The following is a 22,221-nucleotide window of genomic DNA, read 5'->3' on the forward strand; positions in this document are numbered from 1 at the left end:
CTGCCAAAGCAGCCTGTTAAATCTTATTTCAGCTTATCAGCTGAGGCTCCCTTTCCAGACGAACCTGAAAACGTCGCTCTACCTCTGAGACAATCTCATCAGCTAATTCCAGCAGTTCACTGGCAACGCCATTACCAAAATGAACCAGTACCAGAGCCTGTTTAGGATACACACCAACAGCACCTCTTTTGGCTCCTTTAAAGCCACACTGTTGAATCAACCAGCCCGCGGCTAACTTAGCGAAACCTGCTCCGGCAGGATACAGCGGCATATCAGGATAACGCTCTTTTAAGGCTTCAGCACGCGCCTGAGGAACCACAGGGTTTTTAAAGAAGCTACCGGCATTGCCTACCTCCGCAGGGTCAGGTAGTTTGCTGCGGCGAATCGAACAAACGGCTTCTGCAATAGCAAGAGGCGTTAGTGCTTTACCTTCAAGCTGAGCTGCCAAATCGCCATAGCCCAGTTTAGGCTCGGCCTTCGTCTGCAGCCTCAGTACCAGAGCGGTAATAACAGACTGGTTCTCACGGCATTGCTGATATGTCTCAGACTTGAAAATACTGTCCCTGTAGCCAAAACAGCACTCATCCTGGCTTAAAGTTATTCGCTGACCATCAATAACCCGAACAACCTCTACGGATTCCAGCACATCCGCAAGCTCAGTTCCGTATGCCCCGATATTCTGAACAGGTGCAGCACCAACTCTGCCTGGAATCAAAGCCAGATTCTCAAGACCAAACAGACCTTTTCCTGCAGTTTCCATCACCAAATCATGCCAGACCACACCAGCACCTACGGTAAGCAGTACACTACCATCGGGCTGAGTCTGGTAATCCCGCTGCTGATTACTCATTTGCAGAGTCAGCCCCGGAATATCCGCAGCCAGAATCAGATTACTGCCGCCACCTAAAGCAAAAACAGGAAGTGTGCGCTCACGAGCCCACTCAAGAGCCTGCTGACAAGTTTCAATAGATTCCGGCTGACAGAAATAAGCCGCATGGGCGGAAAAGCCCAGGGTATTCAATGACTGCAGATCTTTATGTTCTTCAGGCGTGATCAGAGATAGAGGCACAGAATGCTCACTTAACGATAGAGTTACTGGTGTCTGACGAAAACTGCTTTTATCGCAGGCTGATTGGGTCGTAGTCGATAAAGTTGGGATTAACTGTCGTGGTGAATAACCAACTCTACCAGCAGATTTTTACCGGCAGCTTCCACCAGATCCAAAACCTGCTCAAAACCATCAGCCCCACCGTAATAAGGGTCCGGAACCTCTTTAATGCCCAGCTGAGGAGCATAATCGAGGAACAAACCCAACCGCGCGGTCGCATCTGCCGGACGTATCTGCTGCAGATTTTCGAGGTTACTCAGATCCATCGCCAGAATATGGTCATACTCGTAAAAGTCTTCAGCAACAGCCTGACGAGCTCTCAGACTGCTCAGATCATAGCCACGACTGGCTGCCGCTTCCTGAGTACGAGGATCCGGAGACTTACCGATATGCCAGGCAGCAGTACCGGCCGAATCGATCTCAATCAAATCCTGCAGACCTGCATCAGCCACCTGTTTACGGAAAACTCCATCGGCTGTCGGCGAACGACAGATATTGCCCAGACAGACAAATAAAACCTTAATTCTGGACATTAACGCTCATCCTTCGCCAGTTCATGACGGATATGGGCACGAACACGCTCCAGATCCTCAGCGGTATCAACACCTGCCGGATGACTTTCATCCGCAACAGCAACGTGAATACGAACACCGTTCCAGAGCGCACGCAACTGCTCCAACTGCTCTGCCTGCTCAATAGGCGCTGGCTGCCAACCGACAAAATCATTCAGCATCTTGACCCGATAGCCGTACAGACCGATATGACGGTACAGCGGCGAAGGCGGCAGCTGATTCAGCTCTTCTGAAAAAGCATCCCTTGCCCATGAGATAGTTGCCCGGGAGAAGTAAAGCGCATAACCCCTTGCATCGGTGACGACTTTAACCACGTTTGGATTATGAACTGCAGCAAGGTCTTCAATCTGCTCACACAGCGTTGAGATACCCGCAGAAGGATCCGCAGCAAGATTGTGGGCAACCTGATTGATCAGACGCGGGGGAATCAGAGGCTCATCACCCTGAACATTGACGATAATATCGTCCGCGTAAAAACCCAGCCTCTGTGCAACTTCCTGCAGACGATCTGTTCCGGAAGGATGCTGATCTGAAGTCAGACACACCTCTGCACCAAAACCACTGGCAGCATCTGCAATTCGCTGATCATCCGTGGCAATAATGATACGACTGGCTTCACTTTTCTGAGCCTGCTCATACACCCGCTGCAACATGGGTTTGCCTTCAATATCTAACAGAGGCTTGCCCGGTAACCGAGATGACGCATAACGCGCGGGGATGACAACAGTAAATGACATGATCCGATCCTTAAAAACACAGGGTTAAGCGATAGCTCGCTTATTTTTCCAGACGCTCATCAGCAGTCAGGGTACGCGCTTCGTTTTCCAGCATCACCGGAATATTGTCACGCACAGGGAACGCCAAACCATCAGGCTTACAGATCAGCTCATTCTGCTCTTTTTTGTAAACCAGCTTACCCTGACAAACCGGGCAGACCAGAAGTGCTAATAATTGCTTATCCATGGTGTTTTCTCTTTAAAATATTGGCTAATTGGTGGTGTAAATTTTCGATCAGTTCCGGCTTGATTCTGGCTTCAACATCCAGTGCCCAGTGACTTTCTTCACTGAATGAACGGCACTTAACCGCATCTTTAGCGGTCATCAGTACCACCCGGCCATCCGGTACTTCATGGTCTTTAAAAATATGGTGATCAGGAAACGGATGCCGTTCGATATGGACTTCCAGATCCTCTAAGGTCTGAAAAAAACGCTCCGGATTACCGATACCTGCCATAGCAAATGCAGGTCGACGCTCAGAGGTTTTAAAAGGCGGCCGGCTTGCCGAGAAGGTTTCCCCAGTGCGCAGATTACGCCAGTAGCGGGGGGCCAGTTTCATAGGCTGCGCCTGAACCCCGGCAATATCCAGCGGACGTATGCTACCATTGGCAAAAACCAGATCAGCTTTCTTCAGACGCTCAGCGGGTTCTCTCAGAGGCCCCACGGGCAGGCAATGGCCATTCCCAAGTCCTCGACTGGCATCAATAATCACCCACTCAATATCCCGTGGCAGGCTCAGATGCTGTAAACCGTCATCACTGATAATCAGATTACAGGCGGTATGGCCGGGAAAGTTTTTCTGGAAAAAGGTCTTATTCAGCAAAGCAGCCGCAGCCCGATAACGATCCTGATCGATCACAACCGGACACTCCGTCTGAGCCGCCAACATAACCGGCTCATCACCAACCTCTCGGGCATCAGAGTCAGCGGTGACAGCAACAGGACCATCGGTCTTTTTGCCACCATACCCCCGACTGATCACCCCCGGCCGCCAGCCATGATGCTGCAAAACCCGACAAAGCAGAGAAACCATCGGAGATTTACCGGTGCCACCAACAGTGACATTGCCAACAACAATAACCGGCACAGGCAGAGGCTTCTGGCGCGCCAGTTTCTTTGCCTGATCTTTATGAGCCAGATGTTGGTAAATCCCTTCAAGGGGCCAAAGCAGCATGGGCCACTTCGCTCCTGAATACCAGGCTTTCTCCAATGCTTTCACGCTTTAAGCCTCATTATCCTCACTAAACTGCATTGCATGCAGCTGGGCGTATGCCCCTCCTTTTTCCAGCAGATCTTTGTGGCTGCCGGACTCAATAATCTCGCCCTGATCCATCACCATAATGATGTCCGCATTTTCAATGGTGGACAGTCGGTGAGCAATCACGAACGTTGTACGATTCTTCATTACCTCATCCAGTGCTTTCTGAATATAGCGTTCAGACTCGGTGTCCAGAGCTGAGGTCGCTTCATCCAGAATCAGAATCGGTGCATCTTTCAGAATTGCCCGGGCAATGGCCAAACGCTGTCTCTGCCCACCGGAAAGAAGCACACCGTTGTCACCAACCATGGTATCCAGACCGTCCGGAAGCTCTTCGATAAAGGACATCGCATAGGCAGATTTTGCAGCAGCTTCAATCTGTTCCCGGGTCGCATCAGGCTGACCATAAGCGATGTTATTGGCTACGGTATCGTTAAAGAGAGTTACCTGCTGCGTCACCATAGAAATCTGGCGACGGAGACTGGTAAGCGTTACATCAGATAAATTATGACCATCAAAGCTTATCTCACCGGATGTCGGCTCGTAAAACCGGGGAATCAGGTTAATCAGGGTAGATTTACCGCTTCCGGAACGCCCGACAACGGCTACAACCTGTCCAGCCTGGATATCAAAACTAACCTGCTTTAAAACCTGCTTATCGGTATTAGGGTACTGAAAACCTACCTGCTTAACCGATACATCGCCTTTGATCCGGGCCAATTCATGAGAACCTGCATCCGGTTCATCATCCTTATCGAACTGTTCGAAAAGATCTTCCGAAGCCGCAACCCCACGCTGAATCGCATTATTAATCTCTGTGAGCTGGCGGATAGGCTTTGCCATCAGAGACGCCGCAGTGATAAAGGCAATAAACTCCCCAGGAGTCATACCCTGCATAATATTCGGATCAAGCGCTAGCCAGACCAGAGTCCCCATAGCAAAAGCCACAATCAACTGTACCAATGGAGTGCTTAAAGCTCTGGTCACCGCCATTTTGAGAAACTGTTTACGGTTCAGGTCACTAGCCTGATAAAAACGATCACGCTCATACTCTGTACCATCAAACGTCCTTACAACCCGATAACCGGTAATCGCCTCAGAAGCCACATGGGTCACATCCCCCATCGAGCTCTGGATTTTACGGCTGACTTTTCTGAAGCGCTTGCTGGCATAACCAACAACGACGCCAATCAAAGGGGTAAGTGCGATAAAAATCAGTGTTAAGCGCCAATTGTTGTAGAAGAGATAACCTAATAGGCCAATAACAAAAACACCTTCCCGAATCAGAACGGTAACAGCCTGAGTTGCCGCATTTGTAACCTGATCAATATTAAATGTCAGACGGGAAATCAGATGCCCGGATGATTGATTATCAAAGTAAGAAACAGGCAGGGAAAGATACTTATCAAATAGCTGACAGCGAAGTTTGTGAACAACTCCCCGGGCTACAATCTCCATGTAGTAAATACCCAGAAAACTCCCCACACCACGGCAGGCAAAAGATGCCACCATCAGCGTTGGGAATAACCAGCGGAACTCTGGATCCTGATTCTCGATGGAATCAACCAGATACTTCATCAGCTCGGCGAATGCAGTTGTGGATGCGGCATAGATCACATAGCCCAGAATACTTAATCCAAAAGCCCAGCTGTAGGATTTCACATATCGAAGTAAACGAAAATAAGAGCTGGCTGCGCTTTTAGTTGGCACTTCAGAAGCGGCGGTTTGTTGATCTGACAAAGTAATTATCCTAACGATTAAACACTGACAACAGCCTATCTCAAGAAGGCCATAACACTATAACTTTAAGGCGCGTAACGTGTCTGAAAACTGACCTGACTTAACCCTGCCCCGGCCAACGCATCCAGTACCTGTGTCACCTGGCCGTGACGCGCTCTTTCATCGGCAATAACAACAACTCTTTCAGGAACTGTTTCAGCTTCCAGAAAGCGTTCCAGCGATTGAGCTAAATCCTCAACCGCTTCACCGTTGAGGTAGATGGGGCCGGATTCCGGAACCTCAACTTTCAAGGAGGTAGCTTGATCTGAGCTTTGGCCATTTACCGCCTCCGGTAATTGCAGATCCAGTTCACTACTCTGATCGAAGGTGGTAGATACCATAAAAAAGATCAACAAGAGAAAAACCACATCAATCAGCGGTGTCAGATTCAGGCTGACGGGCTCAGAGCTTCTACGTTGAAACTTCACGCCGAAGCAACCTTTCTCTGGCACTCCTTCTGGGACGCAGCTCTATCACTTATGGCAGAAGCAGGCTTGGCACGCTGGCCATAGAGTTCATCGACCAATTTGATCGATTCCTGCTCCAGATGAACCACCATATCCTGTACACGACGTTCAAAAAAACGATGGAAAAGCACGGCAGGAATTGCTACAGACAAGCCCGCAGCCGTAGTTACCAAAGCCTGTGAAATACCGCCCGCCAATGCAGGTGCTTTACCAGCACCCTGCTCCATGATGACCGCAAATACATCGATCATACCCAGAACCGTACCCAGCAAACCAAGCAGAGGGGTAATCGCCGCGATAGAACCCAGAAGACTCAGAAAACGCTCCAACTCATGAACCACAGCAGCAGCGGCTTCTTCGATCGACTCCTTCATCACTTCCCGGCTGAACTCCAGATTCCGTAATCCGGCTGCGAACAGGAAACCTAACGGTGAGCCCTGCTCAAGTTCATAAAGCTGCGTTGAAGTCATCGGTGCAGAAAGCGCCTGACGAACCACCTGTTGTCTCAGAGATACCGGAGCGATACGCGCACGGCGAAGTACCCAGAAACGCTCGAGAATGATTGCCGCAGCAGCCACAGAAGAGGCTAAGATCGGCAGCATAAGCCAGCCACCGGCAGAAAAAATGAAATCCACTTTTTTTCCTTTGCTGAACAAGTGATTGTCTGAAATCGAGCCTGCAAGTTTACACTATTGTGCCCCCGGGCTGAACGCAAAACACCGCAACATGAATGCAAGACCATCCGGATTGATTCGGGTCATCCATTTTGCATACCTTGTTACCCAACGACTGCTTATCTCGCCTGAGAGTACCTATCTTATTCTGAGAGTACCTACCTCACTCTGAGATGAGCTATCTCAATTTACGCCAAAGCCAACGCTCAGGAATTTGCTCTCTCTGGCTCAGCAACTCCCAACGACCATCACCGGTCAAATCTTTGAGTCTGATACCACCAAGATCCGCCGTGTTGTACTCCCGATAAAATAAAGGAAAGCCGCCAAAGTTAATGTTTCTTTTTGAATCCGGCAGAACAGATCGGAGATAAGCCAAGCGGTGCTGGACTTTTCTGGCCGGATGCCCATAACTGTTCCGGTAACCCGCTGAATAGATCACGCCTTCCGGTGAAACGGCTGACAGGAAAGCCAGACTATTGCCTCCTGCACTCCCATGGTGACTGGCGACCAACCAACGAGCCGTAAGATCCTGCCCTGATGACAATAGCCACTGCTCAGCTTTCACATCAATATCTCCCGTCAGTAAAATACTTTGCATCGGTTGTTTTGATGATTGAATCCTGAGTACACAGGAGCGCTCGTTATCTGAGATGCTCTGTACCCTCATCATCTTTTGTGGAGGGTAAAGCACTTCAGTAAGAACCTCTCCCCAACGCCACTTTTGCCCCTGAAAGCAAGCCGATATGGGAAGACCTTCATCAAAAATTCTCTCTGGCTGACCAGCTAATACTTTGGCGCTTAGTGGCAATAAATCCCCAAGCCCACCGGCATGATCCTTATCATCATGACTGATCACCAAGAGATCGATATCACGATCTTCAGAAGCTAATCTTGGCGGCAGAAGCATTGAAACAGGCGCGAAACCTGAACGAAATACGGGCCCCGAATCGTAAACCAGAAGCTGACCGTTAATATTCACTGCTACCGCCAGCCCCTGACCAACATCAAGGACTTCAATCTCAAATATCTCCTCTTCCATAGCAGCCTTATTACTACCCTGATCAGCGATAGCAACGAGAAGAGCCATCGAGACCACCGCCCTGCCCGGCAAAGACGGCAAAGCCCAAATCAGGGCGAACAGCAGTAATAACCCGTAAAACCAAACTGAAAACTCCGGCACACCAAAACCGTAGACCAGGCCTACGTCCAATAGCTGCCAGAAAATATGTTCTAACCCTCCCAGCAAAAATGCGAACAGGGATTCCAGCCAGGTAAAAGGTGACAACGCCATGAACAGAGCAACGGGCAAAATAAGAAGTGAAACCAGGGGGATTGCGACCAGATTAACCAACCCTGAAATCAGATCCGGAGTATTCAGCCAGAAGTGCTGCAAAGGCAACAACCCCGCCATCAAGACCAACTGAATCCTGATAAAGAGTCCCAAATGCCTGTCACCAGAAACCAACATAAGCAGTAAAGCTACCGCCCAAACGCTGTAATAGAACCCCGGCCGCAACAGATAAATCGGTTGCACGATCAGCAAGAAAGTTACGGCAACGATCAGAATCCTGAAGGGTGAAACCATAATCCCTTTGGCCCGCATCAGAATAAATAACAAAACCATCAAAAGGGCACGGGATACAGCAACCCCTGACGGCCAAATCAGAAGCATGGGCAGCAGAAGAAAAACCGGTGTAAAGAGTAGAAACAGTCTCTGCCAGTACCGATCAACAGGTAAAAGTCTTGATATAAAAGAAAGCAGAAGCCAACCGGCTCCCAAGAGAACACCCAGATGCAAACCGGAAACCACTACAAGATGCACAGTTCCGGTTTGCTGTAATAATCGCCAATGTTCTGGTGACAAGGAATCGCTTTGACCGGTCAGAAGCGTAGACGCCAAAGGCAACCCGAGAGCATGAGCCTCCTCTTCAAAGACCGACACCCAAGTGTTTTGCCACCGCCGCCACGCATTAGCTTGTTCAAGACGGACGCTTTTCTCATCGCCTCTCACATAACCACGAGCCATCACCCCTTTCGCCAACTGCAATAGTCGGTATCGGCTTTGCCCCCGATTCACAAAACCTCTAATCGGATAGAGACGAACGCTAAACTGCCATTCCTCTCCTGACTTTGCATGAACAAGAGTGGAATTTTTCCGGGTAAGTGTTTGAGCAGAGGTACTCTTTTGAGAAGGTGAACTGAAATATCGATTAAGGATCACTTCGCCGGTAAACCCGCACCCTACGGCCAAATCAGATTCAACTGACGCTATCTTATCTCCCTGAGATGGCGATGCGATCAGGCAGTGATCAACACGAAACCGGATCTGCTGTTGAGACTCAGATTGCTGCAGAACATCAACAACTTCGCCACGGGTCAGCAACGTCTGTCCATGAAGGGTTTCCGGAAGAGAATTATCAAATATGACAGCCAGATACACGTTTGCATACAGATACGCTAGAATGCCAACCCCTGTAGCAACCGATATCCGACAGGTTCGGTATCGCCTGAAAAGTGAAAAGGCTACAAAGGCCAGCAAAATTGCGGCTTCAGTGGGCGGCCAGTCATCATCCATCAGACCAGCCACAACCCCAAAAATAACAACAATAAACCACATCGACCTGACCTCCTGTCCGGATGATGTTTTTTTGACCTTAGTCTCTAGAGCCAAGGTCGAATATGTGGATAATGATCCGCTCTCAGAAGGTGAGCCCAAATATGCCAAGACGTATCATCAAGAAATACATGCCCGATCCTAAAAAGCTGCAGGAGCAGAAGTCTCTGCGCTTTCTTGGCAAACTTCTTGAAGATCCGGGTCTGCTGCATCTGACCCGACGCTCCGTGGCCAATGCCTTTATGGTAGGCATTTTTTTCGCGTTTATCCCTGTTCCGTTTCAGATGGTACTGGCAGCAGCCGGTGCCATGCTGCTGCACTGTAACCTTCCGATCTCCGTCGGTCTGGTTTGGATAACCAACCCGGTGACCATGCCTGTAATGTTTTACGGAACCTATCTGGTTGGCGCCTGGATTTTAGGTGTGGAAGCGCAGCCTATGCCCGATGAGCTAACCCTTGAATGGCTGGGACAACTTCTCAACGATGCCTGGCTGCCTCTCTATCTGGGCTCTGCTGTTGTCGGTGTGATTATGGCGATACTGAGCAATATCGGTATCCGACTGTTGTGGCGCTGGCATGTGAGCAAAAGCTGGAAAAGCCGAAAAGGTCGCCTGCATATCCTGAGCAAGCCCAAAACCGACACTGACGACAAACACTAAATTATTTTAGCAGCACAGATGGTTCCGGATTCAAATCAAAAAGGCCTGATCAGAATACTCTGATCAGGCCTTTTTTTACGCTATTTATTCACAGCGATTAGCCGCTAAAGGATATCGTTGATGGATATCCCCAACCCTATCCGGTTGGTATAAGTATCATAATCCGCCAACGTATCGCCGTAACCGGTTCGCAGCAACAGATAACCTTTATAGCGCTCTCCCGCTAAGGGAAAACTCCAGCTGAATTGAGTGTTTCCCCGGGAAAAGTCACTTTCGATATGGTTTCGCATCCGAAAGGTCAGCACATGGTCTGACTTGGTATAAGCCATACCCAGCTCCGTCAACCCAACGTAATTTCTAATATCAGGATTGTCATCTTCTGAGGCAGGCTCAGGAATCCGATGCCAGCGCTTAAGAGCAATCCCCCAGTTACCGCTGGCAAAGAACACCTCGGCAAACAGTCGATTCCAGCTGCGGGAAAAATCGCCTCCCTGACCATTGGATTGATGATTAATACCCAGCGTAAAGCCTTCCAGTTTCAGGTCACTCAGCAGTGGCTGATTCAGACTCATGCCGTAGATCAGCTCAGGCTCGTACATGGTTTCCCGAAAGGGAGCCGACTCCTGATAGAGCTGCCAATAAGACTGCTGGGTATAAGCTGCGATCAGAGCGTCATTTTTACTGAAGATACCGGTATCAACAGGAAACTTGAGACTAATCTGAAACTGGGTTTCCACAGGGCCGTACTCCGCATCCCGAAACCGGGCCGACTGGTTATAGCCACTGTAATAACTGACGGGCAGAAAATAGTTGGCTTTATACGGCAAAAATACCAAGGGGTTCTCTGCCAGCTCCATCTCCCGTTCAGCCCGTTTGCGCATAGCGGAAGGAGGATTAAACAGCTCGATGGCTGTGTTCTCCATCTGCTCAGCCATACGCAGGCGCTCCTGCTCTTCGGCTGATAGCACTTCTGCATTTTTCTGATCAGTGGTTTTCTGGTCAGTGCTACTCAGCAAAACATCCTGGCTTTCATCGTCAGCAAGCGCACTTACCGATAAAGAAATGACCAAAGCCCCCAGCAGAGGCTTCAGGTATCTTTTCTCAGCCATATCAGGCACCAGCCATCTCTTTCGGCTGCTCAACTAACTGCCCCTGATCCAGCTTCAGCACACGATCCATACGCTGCGCCAGCGCCATATCATGGGTTACGGTGATAAAGCAGGTCTGATGCTCTTTACCGATCTCCAGCATCAGCTGATTGACTGATTCAGCAGTATTCGGGTCCAGGTTACCGGTAGGTTCATCGAGCAGTACACAAGCTGGCTCTCCGACCAAAGCCCGGGCAATCGCCACACGCTGACGCTCACCACCAGACAACTCCGCAGGTTTGTGATCCACACGGTGCCCCAAACCAACCCGCTCCAAAAGAGCCATTGCACGGGGCATAACCGCTTTACGCTTCTCACCCCGAATCAGCATCGGCATAAGCACATTTTCCAGTGCGGTAAACTCCGGCAGCAGATGATGCAGCTGATAGACAAAACCGAGGCTTCGGTTTCGGAACAAGCCCAATTCAGCGTCTGACAACTTGGCCAGCGCCTTGCCGTCAATGGTCACATCACCGGAAGTCGGTTTATCCAAACCACCCAACAGATGCAGCAGAGTGGTTTTGCCGGAACCGGAACTACCGACAATGGCGATACGCTCTCCGCGATAGGCGCTGAAATTCAGCTGATTCAGTACCTGTACCTTTTCCGGGCCGTTAACGTATTCCATCGACAGATCGGTACACTGCAGCACAGCCTGCCCGTTATCAGCCTGATTCATCGCTTCATTACTCATAACGCAGTGCCTCCGCAGGTTGAATGCGGGACGCACGCCACGCAGGGTATAAAGTCGACAGGAAGCTCATCACAAAAGCAGAACCGGTAATTACCGCTACATCATCCCAACGAAGTTCCGATGGCAGGTAGCTGATAAAGTAAACATTGCTGTCCAGGAACTGGATACCCAGCAGATGCTCAACCCATGCAACAAAATCACTGACGTTCAGGGCGGCCAGCACACCAAGTCCCGTACCGATCAGGGTGCCGGTTAAGCCGATCACAACCCCCTGCACCATAAAGATTCCCATAATGGTGGCAGGTGTTGCTCCAAGAGTTCGCAAAATCGCAATATCGCCTTGCTTATCCGTCACCACCATCACCAGCGTGGAAACAATATTGAACGCCGCCACCGCGATCACAATCATCAGCAGCAGGCCGATCATGCGCTTTTCCATCTGGATCGCCTGAAACAGGTTGCCGTGGGTGCGCGTCCAGTCACTACCACGCATATAGGACGGCAGTTCCTGGAGCTGATTCCAGACCACCTCACGGGCTTTAAACAGATCATCCAGCTGCAAACGCAGACCGTGAATATCTTTATCCAGACGCATCAGAGTCTGCATATCTTCGATATGGGCAACAGCCAGATTGCTGTCCAGCTCCGCACCAACACTAAAAAGTCCCACTACGGTAAAGCGCTTCATACGGGGGAAAACACCGGCTGGCGTAATTGAGGCCTCGGGAATCATCAGGGTGACTTTGTCGCCAACACCGACACCAATAAAGCGCGCCAGCAGATCCCCCATGATGATGCCAAACTCACCGGGCTTCAGATCATCCATCGAGCCTGCCACCATGTGATCCTTCATGATGGACACCTTGCCTTCCAGCTCCGGCATCACACCATTAACCAGCGCACCACGGACATACCCACGATGGGTAAACATGCCTTGCGCTTTGACATAAGGAACAGCAGCCTGAATGTGCTCATTCTGTTCCAGCTTTTCCGCTATCTCCGGCCAGTTCTGAAACCCACTTTGAGAGCTGATGGTCGCATGGGGCACCATACCCAAAATGCGCTGGCGTAGTTCACGGTCAAAGCCGTTCATGACAGACAACACCAGAATCAGCACCGCCACGCCAAGGGTCAAACCCAGCATCGAGGTTAAAGAGATAAAGGAGATAAAGTGGTTGCGCCGTTTGGCGCGGGTGTAGCGTAAACCGATAAAAAAGGGAATCTTGTCTAACATCTTGTCCGACTCGGGCTGCGGCTATCACTCAAAGTTGAGTTCGAGCCTGGCTTCTACTTAGCCAGCATTCATGTATGAGCATCACCACACCAGTGAATCAACTCGCTAACAGTCTGTTTTTCGGGGGCTAATCATACGCTAAATGCCCCATCATCCGCTAATTGTGCCATTTTTTTCGCAGGCTATTGCTGCTGTTTTGTTACCCGTGCCGGTTGCATCACCGGCAGCAACTAACAAACACAGCCACAAGGCATAAATAGCGCTGGACAAAGTGACATTCTCTGCTAAATTCCAGCCCCAAAATGGACCGGAACCTCAAAGATATACATCATGAGCGTCTATGACATAAAGGCTCGGCACAAGTTTCGGATCGCAAAGACAAAATCAGGTAGCCAGCCTCCTGATCTATCCTTAATTTCATCTTTAAACGTGAAGGTATCGCCACTGATGAGCATCGCTTCAGACTCTCAAGCATCAGACTGCACAACAACTTCCGGACGCTATCAGCTGCTGCCGGAATGGGCACCGCAAAGCGGTGTTATGCTGACCTGGCCCCATGCCAACAGCGACTGGGCTCCTTTTCTGACGCAGGTTGAACCGGTGTTTTATCAGATCGCTGAAGCGGTTGCCCGTCGTGAAAAAGTGCTGATCACTGTATCCAGCGAAGCCAAAAAGCAGGAAGTGATGGCGCACTTTGCCAAGCTGAATCTTGAAGCACAGCTCAATGTTTTCGTTCAGGACACCAACGACACCTGGGCACGGGATCATGGTCCGATTACCGTTATCAAAGATGACAAGCCACTACTGCTGGACTTCACCTTTAACGGCTGGGGCGACAAGTTTGATGCTCAGCTGGATACCGAGCTGAATGCCAAGCTGGCAGCAGAAAAAGCCTTTGCCTGTGAACTGGAAACCATCGATCTGGTACTGGAAGGCGGCAGCATCGAAGCTGACGGTTACGGCACTCTGCTGACCACCAGCGAATGCCTGCTGGCTCCAACCCGCAACCCATCTATGGATAAAGCCGCTATCGAAGCCCTGCTGAGCGAGAAATTCGGCCTGAACCGTATTCTGTGGCTGGATCACGGCTATCTGGCCGGTGATGACACCGACAGCCATGTGGATACGCTTGCACGCCTGTGTGATCCTCACACTATCGCTTATGTTCAGTGCGATGATGAAGCCGATGAACACTACGCGGCACTGAAAGCGATGGAAGATCAGCTGAAAAGCTTTACTGACTATCAGGGCAACCCGTACAAACTGGTGCCACTGCCGATGGCCGAGCCTTGTTTCAGTGAAGAGGGTGATCGTCTGCCTTCCACCTATGCAAACTTCCTGATTATTAACGGTGCGGTACTACTGCCGATCTATGGTGATGAAGCACTGGATCAGAAAGCGATCAGCCAGATGCAGATCGCCTTCCCGAACCATGACATTATCGCAATCAACTGCCGCCCGATTGTTGAACAGTATGGCAGCCTGCACTGCCTGACCATGCAACTGCCTGAAGGAGTTCTGGCCTGATGACATCTTCTGCACCAAGCACAAACAGCAAAACCTTGAAGGTCGGTCTGTTACAACAGCACGCCTTTAACGACAAAGAGAAAAGTCTGTCCATCAGCGAGCAGGGTCTGCGTGATCTGGCGGCTCAGGGTTGTGAACTGGCCATGCTGCAGGAGCTGCACGCCACGCAGTATTTCTGTCAGACCGAAGACACCAGCCTGTTTGATCTGGCAGAGCCTTTGGACGGCCCGACCAGTCAGCGCCTGTCTGCACTGGCAAAAGAGCTGAATATGGTGATTGTTGGCTCTATCTTCGAGAAACGCGCACCGGGTCTGTACCACAACACCTCTGTGGTGTTTGAGAAAGACGGCTCTCTGGCGGGTACTTACCGCAAGATGCATATTCCGGATGATCCGGGCTTCTATGAGAAGTTCTACTTCACCCCGGGCGATGCCACCTTTAACGACGGTCGTCCGGGTTTCAGCCCGATTGAAACCAGTGTGGGTAAACTGGGCGTTCTGGTGTGTTGGGATCAGTGGTATCCGGAAGCCGCCCGCCTGATGGCGATGGCCGGTGCCGAGATTCTGCTCTACCCCACCGCCATCGGCTGGGATCCGCGTGATGACGCAGACGAGCAAAATCGCCAGAAAGACGCCTGGACACTGATTCAGCGCGCCCACGCTGTTGCCAACGGCCTGCCGGTAATGGCGGCTAACCGTGTCGGCCATGAAACCGACCCAAGCGGTCAGAGTGATGGTATTCAGTTCTGGGGTGGCAGCTTTATCGCAGGCCCACAAGGTGAACTGCTGCAACACGCCGGTGAAGACGCCTGTGTACTGGTCGCCACCATCGACAAACAGCGCACCGAAGACACCCGCCGCATCTGGCCGTATTTCCGCGACCGCCGGATTGATGCCTACGGGGATCTGACCAAACGGCATCTGACGCCTTAAACCCGACGGTTTAGGCCGCGCCAACAAAACGCCCCTTGGAGTGATCCAAGGGGCGTTTTTAGTTTTAGGCCGATTTGCGGGAGAATCTAACTAACAGCAGAAGCTCTTTCCGCACAAGCCTGTACTCGAAGTTTTCTAGCCTGAATCCGATCACTTGATCCCATCATGGCAGGTAATCTTCTATCAAAATTCACTAGCGCATACTCCCCAAAAACACTTCCTTCCGCAGCTTTCACGAAATCGTAAAGCCGCAGATCATAAGTTGTTCCTGTTGAGTTTAGAGGCTGTCGGAATTTCACATAATAACTAAATTCATAAGCTTGCCTGATCGACCAAAACATATAGCTTCTATTTTTCTCTAGGGAGTATTTAGCTCTGACTTTACTTCGTTCAAACTTAAATGCATGAACAGCTTTTAGCTGATCTGTAATTCCTAATAACCCTTTTAGCTTTATAAGATAATCTGCGTATTCATCATATTTCTTCGTACCAGAATGCATCTCAACATTCCGAAATAATTGACTATAAAATCCCCAATAATCGATAAATGTATTATTGAAGAATTGCGAGTAATCAAAAGCATTCTTGAGATGCTCCGCTTCTAACTTGAGTTCATCAAATGCTGCAATCAATTCATTAATATGAGCTAGCTCCAGCTCCTCATTTCTCTGATCCTCGAGAGTAGAAAGTTGTTTCTTCAAACTAACAAAGGCAACGAAAACACCTATTGGAGTTAAAACCCCACCAAAATAACTACCAAAGTTTGCTAGGGTGGTAACTCCTGAAGATGATTGCATTGCAAAGAGGAAAATGACCAAGAAGAACCCACTTATAGCCAGCAAGCTGCCGACAAAATTGTCTCGCAGGTAGATCATCAAAAAACCGATAAGAGATGCAAATGCAAAAACTGCTGTAAGAAAATTCGCAGATACAGAAGCAGGGAGTATTTCTAGGGTAATAAGAGCTAGAACAGCTCCTCCCCACGCTAAAACGTCATAGCGATTACAAAGCTTTTTTGATGGTTCGGGCATAGTTGTCCTTAACTTTATGTTCTCAACTGTCCGCAGTGGAACAAAATTGACAAAACGTAGCGTCCGTCTAGAATGGCACTCAGTGAACGTGCTTCAGCTCAATGTCTCATAGCTGAAGCGCAACTTTGGAAGGTTGCCGAACTGAGTAGGCCGTTTTCCAGCAAAGTGCGCCCGTGCGGCGCATTTTTTGTTTCTGCCCCTCACGGCAGAGAACGTATCAATGCAATGTCTTAATCTGACTTTCCGGTTGTGATTTTCTTACGCCTTTACGGGCTTTCTTTTCGGCATACATGCGGCGATCCGCCTTATCCAACAGCATTTCAGGGTCGGTGCCATCCAATGGAATCAGGGCGTGGCCGATGCTGGCTTTGAGCCTGAAGCGCTGGGCTTCAAACTCGAAATGAGGCTTGTTGATCTCTTCAATCCGGCGGATCAGGCTGTCGATGCCATTGGGATCATCAAGGGGTGTCAGGATCACCGCGAACTCATCGCCTCCCATGCGGGCGGCAGTATCTGTTTCGCGGGTGACCTCTTTCAGGCGACGGGAAAACTCAACCAATACAGCATCACCGGTTCTGTGACCAAAGTGATCATTCACTTTCTTCAGGTCATCCATATCGATCATCAGAAGCCCTGAGGTGGTTTTGTGGCGCACATCCAGAGAGACGGCGTTACGGAGCCGATCCATAAAGAGCGCCCGATTCGCAAGGCCTGTCATCTCATCATGGGTGGCTTTGATAAAGAGGTCATCGTTGTCGTATTTAACGGAGAAGAACATAGAGGCGGCGACCATCTCGGTCAGCATGCCGAGCAGGGTGATATCCCGGGGAAGAAACTTGGCGGGTTCCGCCGACATCGCCTTGATCACACCGACGCTCTCGCCCCGATGCTTCAGTGGCAAAACGATCATGGAACGAAGTCCCACTTTACGACAGGCATCACGATCAACCCGTTTATCGGTTTCGGAATCCTCACAGCTCTGGGGTTCACCACTTTGGACACACAGACCAGAGAGACTGCTGCCGACCATCAGGCGCAAGCCCAGCTGGCTACGGGCGATACCGGAAGCAGCCCGGTAAACCATCTCACCCTCTTCGGCCAGCTCGATAACCGCACCATCCGCTTCTATCAGATCCAGAGTCTGTTCAACAATAAACTGCATCACGCCACCCAGATCCAAGCCCAGCTTAGCCAGCTCGGTCTGTATCTGAATCACCTGCATTAACTGCTCGCGTGATGGCATGCAATAACCTGTTATCTGATGAGTGAGTGAGTGGGTGTGCTTAACGTGCCAAGCCTGAGCCAATGGCTCAGGCTTGCACTCAGTACAGTATAATTCCAATCCCTGACGACAGATGAAATTCGATCAGATCATCTTGCCGTTGTTAAAGCCAAAATCTGTTTTCTGAATATCAAAGCCCGGTAGATCCGGATTCAGTTCCCAGCTGCCTTCCAGCTGAATATCCGGCAAGCCACCACTTTCCACTATCGACAGCAGAGAACGGCTGGCTTTGTCCCATGAGAAGGTCACCGGAATCTCAACACGGGTTTCACCCTTTCCCGGCAGCTGAGTAATCTTATCGGTGCCGATCTCAAAAGGTTTCAGACCATTGATTACCAGTGCACCATGCAGATGGTTGATATTCACACCAAAAACATTCGGGTTAGTGATAGGCAGTTCAACTTTGATGCGGAAGCCTTTCAGATCGATCTTGTCGAGACGAATACTCGGCATTTTGATCTCCGGCAGCTTAGGCGTCGCCACGGTTTTAGTCATGGTCACCGGCTTCGTCCACTTCATACCCAAGGGGCCATGCAGCGTCAGTTCCGTGCTGAACTTATATTCCAGTTCATCCTTGCTGAACATATCCGGCAGCAGCTTCACCAGATTATCGATACGAACTTTAAAGGGCAGGTGAACCTTTGCATTCCCTTCAGGGGTGATATTGAGGCCATTGTTGTCGCCACGAATCAGCTTCTTACCTTCCACATCAATGGTGTAGTTAAAACCATCAAGTTTAAGATCCACCGGGTTAGGGTTATAAAGCTCAATATCCGCATCAAAATAGATATAGTTAAAGTCCATTTTGCGAACCTTGATCTTCTCTGACACCACCTCCGGTGCTTCAAGAGAGCCGTTCATCAGAGGGCCAACCCAGGAACAACCTACCAGCAGCAGACTGCTGACCAGCATCAGGGTCAAAGACCGAAAATGACGAACAGAACAGCCAGCGAGCAGATGACCGATTTGAGAAAAGGGCTTTGATAGCGGCTTAGCCAACGACATGCAACATCCTCCGTTAATGATCCGACTATGATGCCACAGCCATAAAAAAACGGGCTACTTTCATAGCCCGTTTTAAGGTTTGAGCGTTCTGTCAGGTAGTTGAAACAGATAGAGCCGAGTCAGAAATTACTCACATCCAGCAGTGGCTCTTTCATACCATCGGGGTCATCGATCGCATTCCAGTTCATATTGCCGGTATCCAGCCACGTTTTAACGTCCGCCGGTGTCATCGACGGATAACGGGCTTTCAAGAGCGCCGCTGCTCCTGCCACATGAGGCGATGCCATGGAGGTACCGCTGATAGTATTGGTGGCACCATCATTCCAGGTGGATTCGATACAGACTCCGGGAGCGATAATATCAACATCCGCCCCAAAGTTACTGAAGTTGGCCAGCGTATCATCTTCATCGCTGCGGCAAGTCACGCTACCTAAGCCACCGCCAAGGCCATCAAAGTCAGCCAACGCTGAAACGGTAATCACCTCAGGATAAGCCGCCGGTACATGATTCGCTGCGTTGTCACTTTCATTGCCTGCGGCCACGACCAGGGTGACGCCAGCAGCAACCGTTGCACAAACCGCTTCATGCAGCCCACCATCGCTACAGCCTGTGGCAGATCCACTTCCGCCAAGGCTCATATTCGCAACCTCGATCACGTCAGCATTGGCGGTTACCCAATCCAGCCCACAGATAATACTGCCCCAGCTACCACTACCCGCATTATTGAGTACACGAACGGCCCAAAGACGAGCACCGGGAGCCATTCCCACCACACCACTGGCGTTATCTTTTGCTGCTACCGTCCCCGCTACATGAGTACCGTGACCATTGCCATCATTGTATTTACTGGCAGGCCCTGTGGAGCAGTTAATGCCACCGGCGATCGTCAGATCACTGTGATTGCTGATTCCGGTATCGATAATAGCAACATCCACATCTTCGCTTCCCTGACCATTACCGGCGAGAGCTGAGGAAAGATGAGCACCACTTCGGGTAATGCCCGTCGGAACAATCTGGCTAGAAGGCTCACCGCCCCCACCGCCGCCGTCACCTTTACAGGGTGGCGTTGCACAAGGTTTGTTGATAACAAGACGGGTCAGGGTAACAACCTGATCCTGTACCACAGAGACGACACTGGGGTGCTGTCGAATGCCTTTTAATGCAGCAGTAGGAAGATGCGCCGCAAAGCCGTTAAAGACATGCCGGTAATGATGGTTTACCTGACCGCCATTGGCTTTAGCGGATCTCATAACCGCAGACGCTGTCGCGCTATTGGTATCCGGTTTCAACTTAACGATATAGTGATCTTCCAGCATTGAAGCTCCGGCTGCATTTGCCGCAAGAACAGAGCCGGAATAACCTGAAACGGTTATCGCCATACCGAGCAGAAACAAAAAAAGCAGGCTGCCTGAGCGTCCTGCTTTTCTGAGTAAACTTTGAAGATCGCTTAACACCTGTATAGGGCCTGAAGCGAAAAAAGAGCTGTGGGGTTGCATGACAAATCCTCCGCAGGGAGTACCGCGCCAAAAGCTGCGAACACTCAGAAGGTGTCATTTAAGTTTAGAACAGCCAGAAAACCCACCGGGGCTTTCTGGCTGAGAAGATTTCAAGCAGCAGAACATGAGTCAGCTAAGTGATTCACGCTCTGTCTCCCCCAGGAGCAGACCTTGCCCTCTGATCCCTGCGCTTGGTTATTCGCTGACGCGTTTTTCCAGACGGTTGAGGAATTCCTGCATAATGATCTGATACAGCTCCTGCTTCAGCCAGAGATCTTCCACATCGGAGTCGATACTCGGGTTGTCGTTTACCTCGATCACATAAGCTTTATCGCCGGACTGCTTAAGGTCGATACCGTACAGGCCATCACCGATCAGACGACTGGCTTTGACGGCTGCATCGATCACCGCTTTCGGCGCTTCATAGGTCGGCAGGGTATCAAAACCGCCCGACTCCACTTCCGAACCACCGTGGTTATAGATCTGCCAGTGATCTTTCACCATGTAGTAGCGGCAGGCATAGATCGGCTTGTTATTCAGCACGCCAATACGCCAGTCAAATTCGGTGTACATGAACTCCTGGGCCAACAGCAGAGCTGATTTCTGACTCAGTTCTTTGGCACCAGCGGTCAGCTCATCCCGGTTCGTTACCTTAACGATACCTTTGGAGAAGGCACCATCCGGAATCTTCAGCACCATAGGGAAGCCCATCTCATCCGCCAGCTGATCCAGCGCGGCCTTGCTCTGATCGCTGATAATGCGGGTTTTAGGCGCAGGCACCTTATTCACCGCCAACAGATCCGACAGGAAAACCTTGTTGGTACAACGCAGAATCGACGTTGGGTCATCCATCACCACCAGCCCCTCACTCTCCGCTTTTTTGGCAAAGCGATAGGTGTGGTGGTCGATATTGGTGGTCTCACGGATAAAGAGCGCATCAAACTCCGCCAGACGCATATAGTCTTTCTTGGTGATCAGCTCGGCATCAATACCCAGACTCTCAGCAGCCTTGATAAAGTTCTTCAGAGCGACGGAGTCACTCGGCGGCAATGCCTCATCCGGGTTGTACAGAATCGCCAGATCAAAGCGTGCCCCTTTCTTAGGCTTGGCTTTCCGCCACATCTTACGGCTGAAACGGTCAAAGGCTTCGGCAAACTGCTGCTGATCACTTTCGGTTTTCAGGTCCTTCAGAGACAGAAAACGCAGGCTTTCCAACTGCCAGACTTTACGGCGCTCCAGAGTCAGTTCCAGTGCCGGAGCGGGAAAACGCTCAAACAGGTTCTTCGCCAGCGGCTTCAGCGCCTTGTGTTCGGTCTCACCGAAAAAAATACGCAGGGTCAGGGTATCGCCTTCCAGCAGCTTGCTGTTTTTATCCGCCAGTTCTGACAGACCATCCAGCTGCATCAGGTACAGGGCTTTGCGTCCCAGATCATTGATCGACTGAACCGCAGGCAGCACAGTATGGCCACGGGCTTCCGCCAGTAGAGAGCAGTAATAGCCACGACTAAGGTATTTATAGTTTCGGCACAGATTGATAACCCGGGTACGCTGGCGTTTTTTCACCGGCATTTTCAGGTATTCATCAAAGGTGATGACATCCTGGCTTGGGTAATAAGGTTTCCAGTCGTCTTTATTTTCGACCACAACGCAAAGAACAGACATAGCACCGCTTCCTAAAATAATGGCTATGCATAAGGGCTTTCCGGTTAGCGGAACCGCTGAGAGATACCTGAAAAGACCGCCGCAGAAGTCGCGGATTTTGCGCTGATAGCGTAACCGCTGACAACTCTTTTTTCCGGAACCGATAGAATATTTTTGCTCAGTTTTTATCAATTTCTGATTAAAAAATTCTTAAAGATTCTGAATTTTCCTCTTCGGGAAAGACTAGACCAAAGCCGGGGAAAAACTTACTTATCCCATGCAAATAATGCTTGTCACGGAAAAAAAATCGGGCGTATTATCCA

The 22,221-nt window shown here is 50.2% G+C and carries 20 protein-coding genes; 3 read left to right on the plus strand and 17 right to left on the minus strand.

The window, feature by feature from the left end; all coding sequences use genetic code 11:
- Positions 1 to 28: 28 nt before the first annotated feature.
- The 9 genes from murB to BV405_RS08810 all read right to left on the minus strand — a co-directional run bounded on the left by murB (position 29) and on the right by BV405_RS08810 (position 9,252).
- The gene (murB, locus tag BV405_RS08770) at positions 29 to 1,069 is read right to left on the minus strand and encodes a UDP-N-acetylmuramate dehydrogenase (RefSeq protein ID WP_245832282.1); all 1,041 of its coding nucleotides are present in this window, start codon (positions 1,067 to 1,069) and stop codon (positions 29 to 31) included.
- Between the two features lie 89 nt (positions 1,070 to 1,158).
- The gene (locus BV405_RS08775; protein ID WP_217895611.1) at positions 1,159 to 1,641 is read right to left on the minus strand and encodes a low molecular weight protein-tyrosine-phosphatase; all 483 of its coding nucleotides are present in this window, start codon (positions 1,639 to 1,641) and stop codon (positions 1,159 to 1,161) included.
- Positions 1,641 to 2,417 (minus strand): 3-deoxy-manno-octulosonate cytidylyltransferase, encoded by a 777-nt coding sequence (gene kdsB / locus BV405_RS08780; RefSeq protein WP_086480489.1) that lies wholly within the window; start codon positions 2,415 to 2,417, stop codon positions 1,641 to 1,643. The genes BV405_RS08775 and kdsB overlap by 1 nt, the downstream gene beginning before the upstream one ends.
- Before the next feature lie 40 nt (positions 2,418 to 2,457).
- Positions 2,458 to 2,643 (minus strand): Trm112 family protein, encoded by a 186-nt coding sequence (locus BV405_RS08785; protein WP_086480490.1) that lies wholly within the window; start codon positions 2,641 to 2,643, stop codon positions 2,458 to 2,460.
- Positions 2,636 to 3,631, minus strand: coding sequence for a tetraacyldisaccharide 4'-kinase (lpxK, locus tag BV405_RS08790; protein ID WP_217895612.1), 996 nt, complete (start codon positions 3,629 to 3,631; stop codon positions 2,636 to 2,638). The genes BV405_RS08785 and lpxK overlap by 8 nt, the downstream gene beginning before the upstream one ends.
- Before the next feature lie 48 nt (positions 3,632 to 3,679).
- Positions 3,680 to 5,455, minus strand: a complete 1,776-nt coding sequence (msbA, locus tag BV405_RS08795; RefSeq protein ID WP_245832283.1) for a lipid A export permease/ATP-binding protein MsbA — start codon at positions 5,453 to 5,455, stop codon at positions 3,680 to 3,682.
- Between the two features lie 65 nt (positions 5,456 to 5,520).
- Positions 5,521 to 5,922 (minus strand): ExbD/TolR family protein, encoded by a 402-nt coding sequence (locus BV405_RS08800; protein WP_086480492.1) that lies wholly within the window; start codon positions 5,920 to 5,922, stop codon positions 5,521 to 5,523.
- Positions 5,919 to 6,563, minus strand: coding sequence for a MotA/TolQ/ExbB proton channel family protein (locus BV405_RS08805; protein WP_086481142.1), 645 nt, complete (start codon positions 6,561 to 6,563; stop codon positions 5,919 to 5,921). Before BV405_RS08805 ends, BV405_RS08800 begins: the two co-directional genes overlap by 4 nt.
- A 250-nt stretch (positions 6,564 to 6,813) precedes the next feature.
- The gene (locus BV405_RS08810; RefSeq protein ID WP_086480493.1) at positions 6,814 to 9,252 is read right to left on the minus strand and encodes a DNA internalization-related competence protein ComEC/Rec2; all 2,439 of its coding nucleotides are present in this window, start codon (positions 9,250 to 9,252) and stop codon (positions 6,814 to 6,816) included.
- 101 nt (positions 9,253 to 9,353) lie between these two features.
- On the opposite strand from BV405_RS08810, the gene BV405_RS08815 reads away from it, so the two are divergent.
- Positions 9,354 to 9,908, plus strand: a complete 555-nt coding sequence (locus BV405_RS08815) for a DUF2062 domain-containing protein (protein WP_086480494.1) — start codon at positions 9,354 to 9,356, stop codon at positions 9,906 to 9,908.
- 104 nt (positions 9,909 to 10,012) lie between these two features.
- Here BV405_RS08815 and BV405_RS08820 read toward each other — a convergent pair whose 3' ends face one another.
- The 3 genes from BV405_RS08820 to BV405_RS08830 are packed head-to-tail and all read right to left on the minus strand — an operon-like array spanning position 10,013 to position 12,984.
- Complete coding sequence (locus tag BV405_RS08820; protein ID WP_140054539.1) at positions 10,013 to 11,017, minus strand: phospholipase A; 1,005 nt, start codon at positions 11,015 to 11,017, stop codon at positions 10,013 to 10,015.
- 1 nt (position 11,018) lies between these two features.
- Entirely contained in the window at positions 11,019 to 11,750 is a 732-nt protein-coding gene (lolD, locus tag BV405_RS08825; RefSeq protein ID WP_086480496.1) for a lipoprotein-releasing ABC transporter ATP-binding protein LolD, read from the minus strand.
- Positions 11,743 to 12,984, minus strand: a complete 1,242-nt coding sequence (locus BV405_RS08830; protein ID WP_086480497.1) for a lipoprotein-releasing ABC transporter permease subunit — start codon at positions 12,982 to 12,984, stop codon at positions 11,743 to 11,745. The genes lolD and BV405_RS08830 overlap by 8 nt, the downstream gene beginning before the upstream one ends.
- Positions 12,985 to 13,431: 447 nt before the next feature.
- Between BV405_RS08830 and BV405_RS08835 the strand changes: the two genes are divergently transcribed.
- Both BV405_RS08835 and BV405_RS08840 read left to right on the plus strand, forming a co-directional pair.
- Complete coding sequence (locus BV405_RS08835) at positions 13,432 to 14,511, plus strand: agmatine deiminase family protein (RefSeq protein ID WP_086480498.1); 1,080 nt, start codon at positions 13,432 to 13,434, stop codon at positions 14,509 to 14,511.
- Entirely contained in the window at positions 14,511 to 15,443 is a 933-nt protein-coding gene (locus BV405_RS08840; protein ID WP_086480499.1) for a carbon-nitrogen hydrolase, read from the plus strand. The genes BV405_RS08835 and BV405_RS08840 overlap by 1 nt, the downstream gene beginning before the upstream one ends.
- An 86-nt stretch (positions 15,444 to 15,529) precedes the next feature.
- Here the strand turns inward: BV405_RS08840 and BV405_RS08845 are convergent, their stop codons facing one another.
- From BV405_RS08845 to BV405_RS08865, 5 genes are all read right to left on the minus strand, one after another.
- Positions 15,530 to 16,474: an MreC domain-containing protein gene (locus BV405_RS08845; RefSeq protein ID WP_086480500.1), complete on the minus strand. Its 945-nt coding sequence runs from the start codon at positions 16,472 to 16,474 to the stop codon at positions 15,530 to 15,532.
- 217 nt (positions 16,475 to 16,691) lie between these two features.
- Complete coding sequence (locus tag BV405_RS08850) at positions 16,692 to 17,717, minus strand: sensor domain-containing diguanylate cyclase (RefSeq protein WP_086480501.1); 1,026 nt, start codon at positions 17,715 to 17,717, stop codon at positions 16,692 to 16,694.
- A gap of 123 nt (positions 17,718 to 17,840) precedes the next feature.
- Positions 17,841 to 18,761 carry an LEA/WHy family protein gene (locus tag BV405_RS08855; protein WP_086480502.1) on the minus strand — a complete coding sequence of 307 codons (921 nt, stop codon included), beginning with the start codon at positions 18,759 to 18,761 and terminating at the stop codon, positions 17,841 to 17,843.
- A gap of 119 nt (positions 18,762 to 18,880) precedes the next feature.
- Complete coding sequence (locus BV405_RS08860; protein ID WP_217895613.1) at positions 18,881 to 20,140, minus strand: S8 family peptidase; 1,260 nt, start codon at positions 20,138 to 20,140, stop codon at positions 18,881 to 18,883.
- A gap of 312 nt (positions 20,141 to 20,452) precedes the next feature.
- Positions 20,453 to 21,919 carry a RimK family protein gene (locus BV405_RS08865; RefSeq protein WP_086480503.1) on the minus strand — a complete coding sequence of 489 codons (1,467 nt, stop codon included), beginning with the start codon at positions 21,917 to 21,919 and terminating at the stop codon, positions 20,453 to 20,455.
- Between the last annotated feature and the right edge of the window lie 302 nt (positions 21,920 to 22,221).

Source organism: Oceanospirillum sanctuarii, from assembly GCF_002150805.1.
Taxonomy (GTDB): Bacteria; Pseudomonadota; Gammaproteobacteria; order Pseudomonadales; family Halomonadaceae; genus Oceanospirillum; species Oceanospirillum sanctuarii.

Excerpts from the sequence above, each read along its gene's own strand:
- BV405_RS08845 (WP_086480500.1), bottom strand. The coding sequence starts at position 16,474 with ATGCCCGAACCATCAAAAAAGCTTTGTAATCGCTATGACGTTTTAGCG.
- BV405_RS08775 (WP_217895611.1), bottom strand. The coding sequence starts at position 1,641 with ATGTCCAGAATTAAGGTTTTATTTGTCTGTCTGGGCAATATCTGTCGT.
- BV405_RS08855 (WP_086480502.1), bottom strand. The coding sequence starts at position 18,761 with ATGTCGTTGGCTAAGCCGCTATCAAAGCCCTTTTCTCAAATCGGTCAT.
- BV405_RS08820 (WP_140054539.1), bottom strand. The coding sequence starts at position 11,017 with ATGGCTGAGAAAAGATACCTGAAGCCTCTGCTGGGGGCTTTGGTCATT.
- BV405_RS08835 (WP_086480498.1), top strand. The coding sequence starts at position 13,432 with ATGAGCATCGCTTCAGACTCTCAAGCATCAGACTGCACAACAACTTCC.
- BV405_RS08860 (WP_217895613.1), bottom strand. The coding sequence starts at position 20,140 with ATGGCGATAACCGTTTCAGGTTATTCCGGCTCTGTTCTTGCGGCAAAT.
- lpxK (WP_217895612.1), bottom strand. The coding sequence starts at position 3,631 with ATGCTGCTTTGGCCCCTTGAAGGGATTTACCAACATCTGGCTCATAAA.
- BV405_RS08785 (WP_086480490.1), bottom strand. The coding sequence starts at position 2,643 with ATGGATAAGCAATTATTAGCACTTCTGGTCTGCCCGGTTTGTCAGGGT.
- kdsB (WP_086480489.1), bottom strand. The coding sequence starts at position 2,417 with ATGTCATTTACTGTTGTCATCCCCGCGCGTTATGCGTCATCTCGGTTA.
- BV405_RS08815 (WP_086480494.1), top strand. The coding sequence starts at position 9,354 with ATGCCAAGACGTATCATCAAGAAATACATGCCCGATCCTAAAAAGCTG.
- lolD (WP_086480496.1), bottom strand. The coding sequence starts at position 11,750 with ATGAGTAATGAAGCGATGAATCAGGCTGATAACGGGCAGGCTGTGCTG.
- BV405_RS08865 (WP_086480503.1), bottom strand. The coding sequence starts at position 21,919 with ATGTCTGTTCTTTGCGTTGTGGTCGAAAATAAAGACGACTGGAAACCT.
- BV405_RS08810 (WP_086480493.1), bottom strand. The coding sequence starts at position 9,252 with ATGTGGTTTATTGTTGTTATTTTTGGGGTTGTGGCTGGTCTGATGGAT.
- BV405_RS08850 (WP_086480501.1), bottom strand. The coding sequence starts at position 17,717 with ATGCCATCACGCGAGCAGTTAATGCAGGTGATTCAGATACAGACCGAG.
- BV405_RS08830 (WP_086480497.1), bottom strand. The coding sequence starts at position 12,984 with ATGTTAGACAAGATTCCCTTTTTTATCGGTTTACGCTACACCCGCGCC.
- BV405_RS08805 (WP_086481142.1), bottom strand. The coding sequence starts at position 6,563 with ATGCTGCCGATCTTAGCCTCTTCTGTGGCTGCTGCGGCAATCATTCTC.
- BV405_RS08840 (WP_086480499.1), top strand. The coding sequence starts at position 14,511 with ATGACATCTTCTGCACCAAGCACAAACAGCAAAACCTTGAAGGTCGGT.